The organism is Mycobacterium sp. P2_H7 (assembly GCF_056403275.1).
On record NZ_JBFUFU010000005.1, the window covers coordinates 77,837 to 91,675 of the forward strand.

Genomic DNA, 13,839 nt, shown 5'->3' on the forward strand with positions numbered 1-13,839 from the left:
GTCGTCGGCGTGGGTTACCCGGACAATGTCCTCGCCGGCGACGAACGTGTGGTGTTGCACCGCCATCCGCACTGGAAACGGCTGATCGGGCCCGCGCTCATCCTGGTCCTCACCACCGCGGTGGCCGCCTTCGGTGCCGCGGTGATCAACCGGACCGACTGGGACCCCACCGCCAAGACCGTCGCGTCGGGCGTCATCGCCGCGATCTGGGTGGTGCTGGTCGGGTGGTTGACGTTGTGGCCGTACCTGAACTGGCTCTCCACGCATTTCGTCATCACCGACCGGCGGGTGATGTTCCGGCACGGGGTACTGAACCGGTCGGGTATCGACATCCCGCTGGCGCGGATCAATTCCGTGGAGTTCCGGCACGGCCTGATCGATCGGCTGGTGCGCACCGGCACCCTGATCATCGAGTCGGCCTCGCAGGACCCGCTGGAGTTCTACGACATTCCCCGTGTCGAGCAGGTGCACTCACTGCTGTATCACGAAGTCTTCGACACCCTGGGTTCCGAGGAATCGCCGAGCTGATCGGGCCGCCGCGGCGGGCGTAGCGGCGTGACCGTCCCGTTCGGGCCGGAACGCTGTGCGCTGTCACCCAGGTGACCACGGGGGTCGTGCTGCTCGTGGTGATCCTCGAACGCCTCGGCGATGCCGCCCGCGGTGAGCGTGGACTCCAGCGCCTTGTCCGGGTTGCGGGCATTCTCGTCGGGGAAGACCCAGCGGCGGAACGCCCAGAATCGGAAGGCCATCTGCAGCAGGTTGCCGATCACGTAGGCGGAGACGAAGTCCGCGATGTTCTCCATCGTGAGCGATACCTCGGGCACCCGCAGCTGCAGCATGTAGCTCGACACCCACAGCGGGGCCATGCTCAGCAGCACGCCGACACCGCTGACGCCGAAGAACAACAGCGCCTCGTGGTGCCGCTCCCGGCCGCCGCGGTCCTTGAAGCTCCACTCGCGGTTGAGGATGTAGGACGCGATGACGGCCACGATGCCGGCGATGATCTTGGCGGTCACCGGTTTGGGCTCGAGCACCGTGAGCTTCAGCGTGTAGAAGATCGCCGAATCGATGACGAACGTGGTGGCGCCGACCAGCGCGAATTTGATCAGCTCATGGTGCCGCTCGGCGAAGGGCCGGATCGGGCGAGGCAGCCGCGCGATCGTGGCATCAGCAAAGGACACGAAGAAGCAGTCTACGGAAAGTCCCTTGACAACGTGAACCTGCGCAGGTCGCGACGGGTGTAGGGGCTTCGCGCAAGCCATGAAAACATGGGTGCGTGCCACGAACCCGTCAGAGCCCCAGCGCACCCGTCGTCGCGATGATCGGCGGTGGACAACTGGCCCGGATGACCCATCAGGCGGCGATCGCCCTCGGGCAGACGCTGCGGGTGCTGTCGGCCGGACCCGACGAACCCGCGGCGCAGGTCAGTCCGGACGTGGTGATCGGCTCGCACACCGATCTGGACGCGCTGCGACGCGCTGCGAGCGGCGTCGATGCGCTGACCTTCGACCATGAACACGTCCCGACGGACCTGCTGGAGCAACTGGTGGCCGAGGGGGTCACGGTGGCACCGCCGCCGGAGGCGCTGATCCACGCCCAGGACAAACTGATCATGCGGCGCAAGCTGGAGGCCCTCGGGGCGCCGATCCCGCGATACACGGCGGTGACGGGCGTCGACGACGTCGACGCGTTCGCGGCCCGGATCGACGGCCCGGTCGTCATCAAGACGATCCGCGGTGGCTACGACGGCCGCGGTGTGGTGCTGGCCCGCGACCTGGCCCACGCCAGGGAAGCGGTGGCCGGTTACCTGGCCGACGGTGTCGACGTGCTGATCGAGGAACGGGTCGCGATGCGGCGCGAACTCTCGGCGCTGGTGGCACGCTCGCCGTTCGGTCAGGGTGCGGCGTGGCCGGTGGTGCAGACGGTGCAACGGGACGGGATCTGCGTCGAGGTCATCGCACCCGCGCCGGGTCTGGACGGCAACACGGCCGCGGCCGCGGAAGCTCTCGGCCTGCTGCTGGCCCAGGAACTCGGGGTGGTCGGCGTGCTGGCGGTCGAACTCTTCGAGACCGAAGACGGCGCAATCCTGGTCAACGAGTTGGCCATGCGGCCACACAATTCCGGGCACTGGACCATGGACGGCGCTCGCACCAGCCAGTTCGAACAGCATCTGCGCGCGGTGCTGGACTACCCGCTCGGCGACACGAGCGCACTCGCGCCGATCACGGTGATGGGCAATGTGCTCGGTGCGCCGGAGACGCCGTCCATGTCGATGGACGAACGGGTACACCACCTGTTCGGGCGGATGCCCGATGCCAAGGTGCACCTGTACGGCAAGGGTGAGCGGCCAGGTCGCAAGATCGGCCACGTGAACATCCTCGGGTCGGCCGGCGGGAGTGCGGACGACGCGGAATACGTTGCGGCAGTTCGGGAACGAGCACAGCGTGCGGCGCACTGGTTGTCGCACGCCGAGTGGAGCGACGGATGGGACGGGCACTAGATGGCCGAGGTAATGCGGCCCCGGGTCGGGGTCATCATGGGCAGCGACAGCGACTGGTCGGTGATGGAGGCCGCAGTCGACGCGCTGGCCGAGTTCGGCATCCCCTTCGAGGTCGGAGTCGTCTCGGCGCACCGGACCCCGGCCCGGATGCTCGACTACGCCCAGACGGCCGCGGGCCGGGGGATCGAGGTCATCATCGCCGGTGCCGGCGGGGCGGCGCACCTGCCGGGGATGGTCGCCTCGGCGACCCCGCTGCCGGTGATCGGGGTGCCGGTGCCGTTGGCGCGCCTGGACGGACTGGACTCGCTGCTGTCGATCGTGCAGATGCCCGCGGGGGTTCCGGTGGCGACGGTGTCCATCGGCGGGGCGCGAAACGCCGGCCTGCTCGCCGTGCGCATCCTCGGTGCCGCCGATCCCGTGTTGCGGGGCCGTATCGAGCAGTTCCAGGCCGACCTGGAGGCGACGGTGCTGGCCAAGGACGCCGCCCTGCGTGACCGATTACTGGGCGGCGCGCAGTAGAGGTTAAAGTTACCCACGAGTAGCTAAGGAGCCTGTGATGGACAATCCGTCGTTCGATCTCTTCCAGCTTTCCGACGAGCACAATGAGCTGCGCACCGTGTTGCGCGCCCTGTGCGAGAAGGAGATCGCGCCGTACGCCGCAGAGGTGGACGCGCAGGCGCGCTACACCGACGAAGCCCTGGCCGCACTGGACGGTTCGGGATTCTCGGCGGTGTTCATCCCCGAGGAGTACGGCGGCCAGGGCGCCGACGCGGTCGCCGCGTGCATCGTGATCGAGGAGGTGGCGCGGGTGTGCGCGTCGTCCTCGCTGATCCCGATCTGCAACAAGCTGGGCACGACGGGCCTGCTGATGCGCGGGACCGAGGAGCTCAAGCAGAAGGTGCTCCCGTCGATCGCGGCGGGGGAAGCCACCGCCTCCTACGCGCTGAGCGAGCGCGAAGCCGGCAGCGACGCGGGCGCGATGCGCACCCGTGCCGTGGCCGACGGCGACGACTGGATCCTCAACGGCACCAAGTGCTGGATCTCCAACGGCGGCTACTCCACCTGGTACACCGTGATGGCGGTGACCGACCCGGACAAGGGTGCCAACGGCATCTCGGCGTTCATCGTGCACAAGGACGACGAGGGATTCTCGGCCGGGCACAAGGAACACAAGATGGGCATCAAGGGCTCGCCGACCACCGAGCTGTACTTCGAGAACTGCCGCATCCCGGGCGACCGGATCATCGGCGAGCCCGGCACCGGCTTCAAGACCGCGCTGGCCACCCTGGATCACACCCGCCCGACCATCGGCGCCCAAGCCGTGGGCATCGCCCAGGGCGCCCTGGACGCGTCGATCGCCTACACCAAGGAGCGCAAGCAGTTCGGCAAGTCCATCGCCGACTTCCAGAGCACCCAGTTCATGCTGGCCGACATGGCGATGAAGATCGAGGCCGCCCGGCTGATGGTCTACACCGCCGCTGCCCGCGGTGAGCGCGGCGAAGCCAACCTGCAGTTCCTGGCGTCGGCGTCGAAGTGCTTCGCCTCCGACGTGGCCATGGAGGTCACCACCAACGCCGTGCAGCTCTTCGGCGGCTACGGCTACACCGTGGACTTCCCGGTCGAGCGTTTCATGCGTGACGCCAAGATCACGCAGATCTATGAGGGCACCAATCAGATCCAGCGTGTGGTGATGTCGCGTCAGCTGCTGCGCTGACGCGAGCTAGCCCTTGGTGACCTTCTCGGTCTGTCTGCGCCGGTCCAGCGCAGCCGGATCCGGGTTGGCGACCTGCACCAGCGACGCGCCTGCGGCGAACACCGCCAGCAGGTGGTCGATGAGGTCGGTCGCGGTGGCCCACGAGCGGCTGGACATCACCCGGTCACCCGAGGCGAAGCCCTGGTCTTGAGCACTGCTCGCCGCGGCCGCGATGACCGCCTCGACGCTGCGACCGTCCAGCGCCGGCCCGGGATGGCGCTCCGGCACGATCTGGTCGCCGTGCACCCGCACCGCCGTCGCATAGTCGGTCAGGCCGACCGCAAGGTCCGGTACCGCCTTGCCGAACGGATCCAGCGACAGCACGGCGATCTCACCCATCGGCACGGCGGCATCCGCTTCGTCGATGCGGTCGGCGGTGCACAGCGCGATATCGGCCGCACCGGAAGTGTCGAACACCGCCTCCGCGCCCGCCCACCAGATGCCGAACACCACAGCCGCGGTCTGCCAGTGCGCGGGCAGCAGCACCGCCACCCGGGTCGACGGGCCGGCGCCGAGTTCGTCGCGCAACAGGTTCGCCGTCTTGGCCGCCCAGTTGGCCAGCGTCACCGTCGAGAGCTCGATGCGTTCGCCGGTGGCGTCGTCGTAATAGGTGATCCGGGGCCCGACGGCGTCGCGCTGCATCAACGGATCGAGCAGTGCCGCACTGACTGTCGTCACGTCAGCTGACACACGCGGGGTCGTTGGAGCCTGCGGTGATGATCGGCGATGGCGGCGGGGGCGTCTCGTCGGAATCGGACACGTCGCCCGCGCTCTCGGACACCACGGCCGAATCGCCGGACAGGCCGGTGGGCCCCTCCAGCCCGGATCCCGGTCCGGTGTAGTCCGCGGACAACACGACCCGGACCGCGCCGGGTGCCAGGGAGGCGTCCTCGACGACCGGCAGGCTGCCGAGTTCCTTCGAAATCGCCTGTGCGCCAAGGTCATCGACCTTTGCTGCCTGCACCTGGCTGTTGGTGACGTGCACGCCGTCGGTGTTGCCCACGGCGCCGGCGGTGAAGCCCTTGCCGGTGAGAACCTCCGACACCGAGGCGGCGAGCCCGTTGATGTCGGTGTCGTTGACGACGTCGGCGGTGGTCTTCTCCGGGGAGTAGCTCAGCTCCTCGGTCTTGCCCTGGGCCTGATCGCTGAGCAGGCCGTCCACCCAGTCGCGCACCTGGGTCGGGTCGACCCGGACCACGCTCTGGGTTCCGTCATCGCTCCAGCCGTCCTCCTGCAGGATCGGGATGGTCGCGAAGGCCACCGACCCGGCAGCCAGCTTCTGCAGCTGCTGCACGAAATCCATGATGTCCCAACCGTCGGACAGCACCACCGACCGTTGCACCGCGGTCTGCAACCGGTTCAGCGTGGACGGGCTGGACAACGTCTTGCTGGAGATCACCTCGTGGGCCAGCGACGCCATCACCGACTGCTGGCGGGTCACCCGGTCCAGGTCGCCGCGGGGCAGGTCGTGGCGCTGCCGGACGAAGCTCAACGCCTGCGGACCGTTGAGCTTCTGCCAGCCCGCCGGGAAATCCGCCCCGGAGAGCGGCTCGTACACCGCGTCTTTGAGACACACGTCGACGCCGCCGAGGGCGTCGGTGATGAGCGCGAAACCGAGCAGCCCGATCTCGGCGTAGTGGTCGACGGTGACGCCGGTCAGTTTGGCGACCGTCTTGATGAGTTCTTCGCGCCCGGCCTCGGTGGCCTTGGGCTCGGCGGTCGCGGGGTCCTCGCCTTCGACCTCCACCAACTGCTTCATCTTGTCGAGCTTCACCTCGCCGAAGACGCCGTTGATCTTCATCTTCCCCATCCCGGGGGCCTCCACATAGGAGTCCCGCGGGATCGAGATCGCGGTCGCCGACTTCCCGTTGTTGGGGATGCGGACCAGGATGATGGTGTCGGTGTTGGTGGACACGTCGTCGCCCGCGCGCAGGGTGGCCAGTTCGTCCGCCGACAGCGGGTTGCCGTGCGCATCGGTGCGGCTGTCCATCCCGACCAGCAGGATGTCGATCGCGCCGTCTTCGCCACCGCCGCCGAGGGCCGCGGAGTTGACGTGGTTGATGCCGTCCTCGAAGGACCGGACGGTGCTCCAGGCGGCGCCGGTGGCTATGACGACCGTCGAGGCGACCGCGGCAGCGGCGATCCGGAGCATTCGGCGGGGCACCCCGACAGGCTACTGGGATCGGGCGTCGCTACCCGTTAGCCCGATCGGCGTGGCAGGTCTTTCCGGGCCATTGCCCGTGAGCGGGTAACACCGGGGTCCGCGAGGCCGATAACGCGGCTGAAGCTGTCAATCACTTGTCAATTTCACCGAAATGAGGGTGGGATACCATGCCGTTCATGCTGAGGACCCTGGGACGTGCCGGTCGACGTGGCCTATTGGTCGCGACCCTGATCGCGGCTTTCGTGTCCGTCGCGCCGGCGGTGTCGCACGCCGGAGTCGTCGCGCCCGCAGACGGTTACGGGTTCGGCCAGGGCGCCGCTCCGACCTATTCGTCGTTCGATGACACCAACCGTGAGATAGACGCCGTCTCCCGCACCGGCGCCTCCTGGTACCGGCTGGCCGTCGACTGGAGCACGATCGAGAAGTCCAAGGGCCAGTACGACTGGGGTTATCTGGACAACGCGGTGAACACCGCGACCGCCAAGGGCCTGCGGGTGCTGGGCGTCCTGCTGTACACCCCGGGTTGGGCCCGTCCGCAGGCGCTGAACTCACTGATCCCGTCGGTGCCGCCGGCCGATGCGGGTGACTACGCGAACTTCGCCCGTGTCGCCGCGCAGCGCTACGGCTCGCGGATTCCGGCCTGGCAGGTCTGGAACGAGCCGAACCTGCCGCTGTTCATGGGCTTCACCCAGAACCGGGCGGCCGTCTACGCCTCCATGCTGAAGGCCGCCTACCCGGCCATCAAGGCGGGTAACCCGGCCGCCACCGTGGTGCTGTCCGGCCTCAGCCGCCAGCCCGGCCCGGAGTCGCCCTCGAACTTCCTGCGCAAGCTCTACGACGCCGGTATCCAGGGATCGTTCGACGCCGCCGCGGCGCACCCGTACGTGAGCCCGGGCGGCATCTCCGCCGACCCCGAGGGCGGGTGGTCCGAGGTCGGGTTGATGCACGACGTGATGGGCGGCGCCGGCGACGGTGGCAAGAAGATCTGGTTCACCGAGCTCGGCGCACCGACCAGTGACACCGCCGAGGGCGTCAGTCAGCAGGAACAGGCCAAGCAGATCACCGACGTGCTGTCGGCCGCGGCCGGTCTGGGCTACGTCGGGCCCGCGTTCATCTACAGCATCCGCGACAACAACAGCGCCAATCGCGGTGACCGGGAATCGAATTTCGGTGCGCTGCTGACGTCGGACTGGCAGCCGAAGTTCACCGCCAGCGTGCTTGCCCGCTAGATGGCCCCGCGGGTCCTCGGCGCCGGGACGTCGATACCCTCGACGCCGTGACAGACGAGATCGGCCGGCTGACCGTCGTGACGGTGACGTACTCGCCGGGAGCGCATTTGGAGCGCTTCCTGGCGACCCTGGCCCACGCCACCGAACTGCCGGTGACCGTGGTGATGGCCGACAACGGTTCGACCGACGGTGCACCCGAGGCCGCGGTGCAGGCTCACCCGAACGTGGCGCTGCTGCGCACCGGCTCGAACCTCGGTTACGGCAGCGCGGTCAACATGGCGGTGCGGCAGTACCTGGCCGACTGCGACGCCGAGTACTTCGTGGTGGCGAATCCTGATGTGCAGTGGGGGCCGGACAGCATCGACCTCCTGCTCGAGGCGGCCCGGCGCTGGCCGGCCGCCGGAGCGCTGGGCCCGCTGATCCGTGATCCGGACGGGACGATCTACCCCTCGGCGCGGTTGCAACCGAGCCTGATTCGCGGCGGCATGCATGCGGTGGTGGGCACGGTGTGGAAATCCAATCCGTGGACGGCGGCCTACCGGCAGGAGAATCTGGAGCCCAGCGAACGTGTTGTCGGCTGGCTCTCGGGCTCCTGCCTGTTGCTCAAGCGGTCCGCCTTCGAGCGCATCGCCGGGTTCGACGAACGCTATTTCATGTACATGGAAGACGTGGACCTCGGCAATCGCATCGACAAAGCCGGTTGGCAGAACGTCTACGTGCCCGCCGCCGAAGTGCTGCACGACAAGGGGCATTCCACCGGCCGCGACCCGGCCCGCAACTTGGCCGCCCATCATCGAAGTACTTACACATTTCTCGCCGATCGTTACCCCGAGTGGTGGCAGGCGCCATTACGTTGGACGATTAAAGGCGCGCTGGCCGCCCGGTCGAGTGCGGTGGTGCGTCGATCACGGCGCAGGCAGGCGGAAGGACGGGGCTGACGTTGAACATTCCTGTGGACCCGAAGAAGGTCGATGCCGTCATTCTCGTCGGGGGGCAGGGCACCCGACTGCGCCCGCTGACGATCTCGGCGCCGAAACCGATGCTGCCCACCGCGGGGCTGCCCTTCCTGACCCACCTGCTGTCGCGGATCGCGGCCGCGGGCATCGAACACGTCGTGCTGGGCACCTCCTATAAGGCGGAGGTGTTCGAGGCCGAGTTCGGCGACGGCTCGAAGTTGGGTCTGCAGATCGACTACGTCGTCGAAAAAGAGGCGCTCGGCACCGGCGGAGGTATCGCCAACGTGGCTTCGAAGCTGCGCCACGACACCGCCCTGGTGTTCAACGGCGACGTACTCTCGGGAGCCGACCTGGGGGCGCTGCTGGCGTCCCACTACGAGCATCAGGCCGACGTCACCCTGCACCTCGTCCGGGTCAGTGACCCCCGCGCGTTCGGCTGTGTCCCGACCGACGCCGACGGCGGCGTGACGGCCTTCCTGGAGAAGACCGAGGATCCGCCGACCGACCAGATCAACGCGGGCTGCTATGTCTTCCGGCGTGAGGTCATCGACGCGCTGCCGAAGGGGCGCCCCGTCTCGGTGGAGCGTGAGGTGTTCCCGGGCCTGCTGGCCGAGGGCCGCAAGGTCTGCGGATATGTCGACACTTCGTACTGGCGCGATATGGGCACCCCGGACGATTTCGTGCGCGGGTCCTCCGACCTGGTCCGCGGTATCGCCCCGTCGCCGGCGCTGACGCATGTGCGCGGCGAATCACTGGTGCACGACGGCGCCTCGGTGTCGCCGGGCGCGGTGCTCATCGGCGGCACCGTGGTCGGCAGGGGTGCCGAGATCGGCGCGGGCGCACGGTTGGACGGCGCGGTCATCTTCGACGGGGTCCGGGTGGCCGCCGGCGCGGTGATCGAGCGTTCGATCATCGGCTTCGGGGCCAGGATCGGTCCGCGGGCGCTGGTGCGGGACGGGGTGATCGGCGATGGCGCGGACATCGGAGCGCGCTGCGAACTGCTGCGCGGTGCCCGGGTGTGGCCGGGTGTGACCATCCCCGACGGCGGTATCCGCTACTCCAGCGACGTCTGACGCACCGCTGCCGCACGGCCCAGCGCGTTCAATGCCGGATCGCCGTCGGGCAGGGCGTCCAGCGGCCACCAACGCAGGTCGAGTGACTCGTCGCTGCAAGCGATTTCGGCACCGGCCGGGGCGTGCGCCACGAACTGCAGATCCAGATGCCGTGTCGGCAGGCCGAGCGAGCAGGTCAGCGGATGCACGTGCAGCGCGGCAAGTTCGGGGTCCAGTCGCAACCCGGTGATCCCGGACTCCTCTGTGGCCTCCCGCAGCGCCGCGGCGGCGATGTCGGTGTCGGGTTCCTCGCAGTGCCCGCCCAGTTGCAGCCAGCGGCCGACCCGCGGGTGCAGGGTCAGCAGCGCCTGCGTCCCGGTGTGGTCGAGCACCAGAGTGGATGCGGTGATGTGGCCGGGTTCGCAGGCCCTGCGGCAGGCGTCGGGGCGGGCCAGCACGAACGCCAGCACCGCTTCACGCAGGGTGTCCTGGGCGGGATCGGGTGCGTCCCAACGGGTCAGGGTGTCGATGACCGAGCCATGCAGCGTCATCTGATGACCAGCAGCCCATCGGTGGCGGCCGGGTCACGCGGCGTCGACGGCTCGGGAGGATGTCCGATCGCGATGGCGCCCAACGGTTCCCAATCCGCGGGCAGGTCCAGTTCGGTGCGGACGATGTCGGCGGCGAAGATGGTCGACCCGATCCAGCAGCTGCCCACCGCCCTGGCCGCCAATGCCACCAGCAGGCCCTGCACTGCGGCGCCCGCGGCGACGGTGAACATGGTGTGCTCGGCTGCGGTGCGGGCGGGGTCCGGGTAGGTGTGCGCGCCGTCGGGAACCATGAACGGGACGACGAGCTCGGGTGCGTCGTAGAGGATCTGGCCCTTGGCCACCCGGCGATCCACGTCCGCGGGGTCGCGCCCGTCCGCGGTCAGATCGGCATGCCAGCGTGCCTTCATCGTGTCGAGCAGCCGGGCGCGGGTGGCCCCGTCGCGCACCCAGACGAACCGGACCGGCCGGGTGTGGTGCGGGGCGGGGGCGGTCAGAGCCTCGGCAACGGCTGCCTCGATGAGTGCCGGATCGACAGGGTCGGGCAGGAACTCGCGGACGGACCGGCGCAGCAGCTGTGCCTGGGTGCGGCCCAGTTCGATGGCCTCGGCGGTGCCGAGCCAGAACAGATCGTCCTCGCCGTTGCGCACCAGGGTGCGGCCCCCGGAGCCGTTGTCGTGCAGTGTCAGACCGCGCACCACCGCGACGGGGATGCCGGTGAGTTTGCCCTTCACGAGGTCGGCGGCCGCGGCGAGTTCGTCGGCGACCGCGATCTCCGTGACGATCAATTCGTTGCCGAAACTGTCGTGGGATCCGCCGTAGCCGTGCAGCACCGTCAGCCCGGCGGCGCCGATGGCCACGTCGGTCTGGCCGTTGCGCCAGGCCCGGCCCATGGTGTCGGTGACCACCACGCCGACCCGTACCCCCAGCCGCTGCGCCAGCCCGTCGCGTACCGCGGCCGCGCTGCGGTCGGGATCGACCGGCAGCAGTGCGAGTTCGGCGCCGTCGACGTTGGAACCATCCACCCCGGCCGCGGCCTGAATGAGCCCGAAGGCGTTCTCGGTGATCAGGGTTCGGCCCTTGCGGGCCAGCACCCGAACCGCCTCGTCGTCGATGAGCTTGCGGCGCAGGGCGTCCCGCTGCTCCGGGTCGGTGGGTGCGGCGACGATCCGGCCTTCGGCCTTGGACAGCACCTTGCTGGTGACGACGACCACGTCATCGTCGCGCAACCAGCCGGCGGCCGTGGCGATGGCCGCGGCCACGTCGTCGCCCGGTCGGAATTCGCCGAGGCCGAGGACCGGGATGATCTCGATGGCGGCCGAGGTGCCGTGGTCTGCGCTCACAAACTCAGGCCCGCCAACCGGATTCCGGCGCGGACCATCTCGGCGGTGGCGGCCGGGTCGGTCATCAGCAGGGGTGCCTGTTGCACCCGGACGCCGTCGATGGTGGCGGCGTCGCCCTGGTCGATCAGCCAGCCGTCCAGGATGCCGGTGCCGCTGCGGGCGCCGTAGTGCGTTCCGACGGCCTGCGAGGAGGATTCGACGCCGATCACCTTGAGGCATTCGTCGGCCATGCCGCGCAACGGCTTTCCGGCGATGATGGGCGAGTAGCCGATCACCGGTGCCGCCGTGGAGCGCAGGGCGCCGCGGATGCCGGGGACGGCCAGGATGGTCCCGATGCTCACGACAGGGTTGGACGGGGCCAGCAGCACGATGTCCGCGCCGGCGATGGCATCGGTCACTCCGGGCGCGGCCGTGGCCTTCTCGGACCCGACGAAGGCGAAGCTGTGGGTGGCGACCTGCGCCCGGTAGCGCACCCACCATTCCTGGAAGTGGATGGCCCGGCGTTCGCCGTCGGGGTCGGTGACCACCACATGCGTTTCGCTGCGGTCGTCGCTGACCGGCAGCAGACGGGCGCCGGGTGACCAGCGGTCGCAGAGCGCCTCGGTCACCTGGGACAGCGGATAGCCTGCCCGCAGCATCTGGGTGCGCACCAGGTGGGTGGCCAGATCCCGGTCGCCGAGGCCGAACCAGTCGGGCTGCACGCCGTAGGCCGCGAGTTCCTCCTTGGCGTGCCAGGTTTCGTCGCGATGCCCCCACCCGCGGTCCGGGTCGATCCCGCCACCCAGGGTGTACATGCAGGTGTCCAGGTCCGGACAGATGCGCACCCCGAACATCCAGGCGTCGTCGCCCACGTTCACCACGGCCGTCAGCTCATGCTCGGCGGGATCGGCGGAGGATTGTGGGTCGGCAAACTGGCCCAGACCCAGCAGATGCTGCACGCCGAGCAGGAACCGGGCGCCACCCACGCCGCCGACCAAAACGGTGACCTTCACGCCTTCAGACCCTAGGCCAGCGGGCTTGTGTGGTGGACATCGCAGCGGGTGTGGCGAACACGCCGTACGGTGACACGCCGCAAACATGTCACGAGATGGTATGAAAATGCGCTCTAGCGCTTGACCCTGGCAGCTAACAAGTGTCTAATCACATCAGTGTCATTTCGCGGTTGCACCCCGGTTCCGGTGTCGCAGACCAAGATTCGATCACTTGTTCGAATGAGTTCGAGAGTGAGCGTATCGGGGATGGCCTTACACCACAATAGTGTTGGCGGGACTGGAGCTCCGTAGAGCTCCAACATGGGGACTATTAATCAGGTGAGGAGGCGGAACATGTCTTTTGAGCAGGTCGATTTCGACCGCGCGCTCCGGTTCGACGACCGGCTGCTCGGTTCAGTGGACAACGAACCGCACACCACTATCGACCCGGTGCCATTCGAGGTGCCCGGGCGTCCGCAGCTGAGTTTGGTGCCGGATCGGATGGACTTCGATGCGGTCGCGGGCGACGAAGAAGACGATCAGTGGCAGGAGCGTGCCCTGTGCGCGCAGACCGACCCTGAGGCCTTCTTCCCGGAGAAGGGCGGGTCCACTCGCGAGGCCAAGCGCATCTGCTTGGGCTGCGAGGTCAAAGACCGGTGCCTGGAATATGCACTGGCCAACGATGAGCGGTTCGGTATCTGGGGCGGGCTGTCAGAACGAGAACGACGCCGCCTCAAACGCGGCATCATTTGATCTGATCAGAACGGCTCGGCCTCACGGCTGAGCCGTTCTGCGTTGTGGGGCTATTCGTCCTCGATCGAAGGGTCGATGACGGACGGCTCCACGCCCAGGTAGGTGGCCACCTGCGCCACCAGTACCTCGTGGAGAAGATCGGACAGATCGTCGCGGCTCTTGGCGCGGCGTTCGATCGGCTTGCGGAACAGCACAATTCGCGCGCGCGTGGAGTTGCCGCGCACATCCACACCGGCCGGGATCAGCCGCGCCAGGGCTATCGGGCCGTCCGCGACGACTTCCGGCGGCCATTGCACGCTCTCGGGGTCCTTCGGTGCGATGCGGGGAATCTCGTCGACCGCCACGTCCAGGGCCTCCACCCTGTCATGCCACCGGCGCTCGATCGGTTCGTAGGCTTCCAGCACCGCCATGTCGAAACGTTCGGCGCGACTACGCCAGCCCGGCACGGTCGGCGGGAGCAGGGGTCCGCGCATTTCGCGGCCGCGCCGTGATCCGCGATGGTTGCGCTGCGCCACGGATGTGATGGTAACGGTTGGAGATCGGCGCTCGTCGCACTGCGCGTGTCCGTAT

The 13,839-nt window shown here is 68.5% G+C and carries 15 protein-coding genes; 8 read left to right on the top strand and 7 right to left on the bottom strand.

What is annotated here, in order from left to right:
• The first annotated feature begins 9 nt into the window (after window positions 1-9).
• Window positions 10-528, top strand: coding sequence for a PH domain-containing protein (locus tag AC1DY7_RS06225; RefSeq protein ID WP_477492799.1), 519 nt, complete (start codon window positions 10-12; stop codon window positions 526-528).
• Here AC1DY7_RS06225 and AC1DY7_RS06230 read toward each other — a convergent pair.
• A complete protein-coding gene (locus AC1DY7_RS06230; protein ID WP_477492800.1) occupies window positions 483-1,181 on the bottom strand; it encodes a GtrA family protein in 699 nt (232 codons plus the stop codon). The genes AC1DY7_RS06225 and AC1DY7_RS06230 overlap by 46 nt on opposite strands.
• 95 nt (window positions 1,182-1,276) lie before the next feature.
• On the opposite strand from AC1DY7_RS06230, the gene AC1DY7_RS06235 reads away from it, so the two are divergent.
• From AC1DY7_RS06235 to AC1DY7_RS06245, 3 genes are read left to right on the top strand one after another with little or no spacing between them, the layout of a single operon-like run.
• Entirely contained in the window at window positions 1,277-2,500 is a 1,224-nt protein-coding gene (locus AC1DY7_RS06235) for a 5-(carboxyamino)imidazole ribonucleotide synthase (RefSeq protein WP_477492801.1), read from the top strand.
• Complete coding sequence (gene purE, locus AC1DY7_RS06240; protein WP_477492802.1) at window positions 2,501-3,019, top strand: 5-(carboxyamino)imidazole ribonucleotide mutase; 519 nt, start codon at window positions 2,501-2,503, stop codon at window positions 3,017-3,019.
• Between the two features lie 37 nt (window positions 3,020-3,056).
• Window positions 3,057-4,214 (top strand): acyl-CoA dehydrogenase, encoded by a 1,158-nt coding sequence (locus tag AC1DY7_RS06245; protein ID WP_477492803.1) that lies wholly within the window; start codon window positions 3,057-3,059, stop codon window positions 4,212-4,214.
• 6 nt (window positions 4,215-4,220) lie between these two features.
• Here the strand turns inward: AC1DY7_RS06245 and AC1DY7_RS06250 are convergent, their stop codons facing one another.
• Window positions 4,221-4,931, bottom strand: a complete 711-nt coding sequence (locus tag AC1DY7_RS06250) for a TIGR03089 family protein (protein ID WP_477492804.1) — start codon at window positions 4,929-4,931, stop codon at window positions 4,221-4,223.
• A 1-nt stretch (window position 4,932) separates the two neighbouring features.
• Window positions 4,933-6,405 (bottom strand): LCP family protein, encoded by a 1,473-nt coding sequence (locus AC1DY7_RS06255; protein WP_477493208.1) that lies wholly within the window; start codon window positions 6,403-6,405, stop codon window positions 4,933-4,935.
• 188 nt (window positions 6,406-6,593) lie between these two features.
• On the opposite strand from AC1DY7_RS06255, the gene AC1DY7_RS06260 reads away from it, so the two are divergent.
• Genes AC1DY7_RS06260 through manB form a run of 3 tightly spaced genes read left to right on the top strand, consistent with a single transcriptional unit; the run spans window position 6,594 to window position 9,675 of the window.
• Window positions 6,594-7,646, top strand: coding sequence for a beta-galactosidase (locus AC1DY7_RS06260; RefSeq protein WP_477492805.1), 1,053 nt, complete (start codon window positions 6,594-6,596; stop codon window positions 7,644-7,646).
• Window positions 7,647-7,693: 47 nt separating this feature from the next.
• A complete protein-coding gene (locus tag AC1DY7_RS06265; RefSeq protein WP_477492806.1) occupies window positions 7,694-8,584 on the top strand; it encodes a glycosyltransferase family 2 protein in 891 nt (296 codons plus the stop codon).
• Window positions 8,585-8,598: 14 nt separating this feature from the next.
• Complete coding sequence (gene manB / locus AC1DY7_RS06270) at window positions 8,599-9,675, top strand: mannose-1-phosphate guanylyltransferase (protein WP_477493209.1); 1,077 nt, start codon at window positions 8,599-8,601, stop codon at window positions 9,673-9,675.
• Here manB and AC1DY7_RS06275 read toward each other — a convergent pair.
• From AC1DY7_RS06275 to cofD, 3 genes are read right to left on the bottom strand one after another with little or no spacing between them, the layout of a single operon-like run.
• On the bottom strand, window positions 9,657-10,205 hold the full coding sequence (locus tag AC1DY7_RS06275) for an NUDIX hydrolase (protein WP_477492807.1): 549 nt from the start codon (window positions 10,203-10,205) through the stop codon (window positions 9,657-9,659). The two genes, manB and AC1DY7_RS06275, sit on opposite strands and share 19 nt — an antisense overlap.
• Complete coding sequence (locus AC1DY7_RS06280; RefSeq protein WP_477492808.1) at window positions 10,202-11,545, bottom strand: coenzyme F420-0:L-glutamate ligase; 1,344 nt, start codon at window positions 11,543-11,545, stop codon at window positions 10,202-10,204. Before AC1DY7_RS06280 ends, AC1DY7_RS06275 begins: the two co-directional genes overlap by 4 nt.
• On the bottom strand, window positions 11,542-12,537 hold the full coding sequence (gene cofD / locus AC1DY7_RS06285) for a 2-phospho-L-lactate transferase (protein WP_477492809.1): 996 nt from the start codon (window positions 12,535-12,537) through the stop codon (window positions 11,542-11,544). The genes AC1DY7_RS06280 and cofD overlap by 4 nt, the downstream gene beginning before the upstream one ends.
• Window positions 12,538-13,017: 480 nt before the next feature.
• Between cofD and AC1DY7_RS06290 the strand changes: the two genes are divergently transcribed.
• A complete protein-coding gene (locus tag AC1DY7_RS06290) occupies window positions 13,018-13,269 on the top strand; it encodes a WhiB family transcriptional regulator (RefSeq protein WP_477493210.1) in 252 nt (83 codons plus the stop codon).
• Window positions 13,270-13,319: 50 nt separating this feature from the next.
• Here the strand turns inward: AC1DY7_RS06290 and AC1DY7_RS06295 are convergent, their stop codons facing one another.
• Window positions 13,320-13,742: a metallopeptidase family protein gene (locus AC1DY7_RS06295; RefSeq protein ID WP_477493211.1), complete on the bottom strand. Its 423-nt coding sequence runs from the start codon at window positions 13,740-13,742 to the stop codon at window positions 13,320-13,322.
• Between the last annotated feature and the right edge of the window lie 97 nt (window positions 13,743-13,839).